The organism is Mesorhizobium sp. M7A.F.Ca.US.002.01.1.1, from assembly GCF_004022955.1.
Classification (GTDB): domain Bacteria; phylum Pseudomonadota; class Alphaproteobacteria; order Rhizobiales; family Rhizobiaceae; genus Mesorhizobium; species Mesorhizobium ciceri.
The window spans coordinates 1-707 of sequence record NZ_RZQE01001003.1 but is presented as its reverse complement, the minus strand read 5'-3'; the positions used below and the strand labels follow the sequence as shown (position 1 = coordinate 707).

Annotated in this window: 1 protein-coding gene; it reads left to right on the top strand. The window is 62.1% G+C overall.

From position 1 onward, the window contains the following. On the top strand, positions 1 to 570 hold a 570-nt coding region (locus EN932_RS37380; protein ID WP_164890911.1), incomplete at its 5' end, for a nucleotidyl transferase AbiEii/AbiGii toxin family protein. Positions 571 to 707 lie beyond the last annotated feature (137 nt).

Sequence of the window (707 nt, the reverse complement as noted above, 5' to 3'; positions counted from 1 at the left end):
GAGACAGATCCCGAAGTGGAGCCGCGCGATGGCGCCTATGTCCGACCGGCGATACGTCTTGAATCCGGCGCAAAATCAGCGCTCGATCCCCATGGGCCTCTTACGATTACACCCTATGTCGCCGAGGAAGCAGCCGGCGTTGACCTCGCCGTGCCGGACGTCACCACGATCGAGGCGACGCGGACCTTCTGGGATAAGGTGGTGATCGCTCATGGGCTGCGCCGCTGGTATGAGCGGCGTGGTGAACTACGGCAGGAAGGTCAGCGCGTCTCGCGGCATTACTACGATTTGCACTGCCTCATGCAGTCGGAAACCGGGAGAGCGGCGCTCGCCAACCTCGATCTTGGCGCCGATTGCGTGCGTCACGCGCGCATGTTTTTCGATCGGCCGGACTATGATCTTGCCTCGGCAGTGCCGGGGACCTTTGCGATCGAGCCCGCGACCAAGATGGTCGATGCGCTTGCGCGCGACTACGCCAACACGACTGCGATGATCTTCGGCACCCCGCCAAGCTTTGACGGCATCCTAGCCTCGGCCCGGCAGATCGAGCAGAGCATCAACGGCGGGTAATTGTTCGCAGCCGCGTCCGCCTTCTCTCCAATGCGCGAGCCATCTTTCTTGCGGCCCTCAAATCGTCGAGAGTCGGCTGCCACCAAACTGCTCCATCGATCTTCGTCTTGGATCGCGAGGGCCAGGTCTTGATGAGC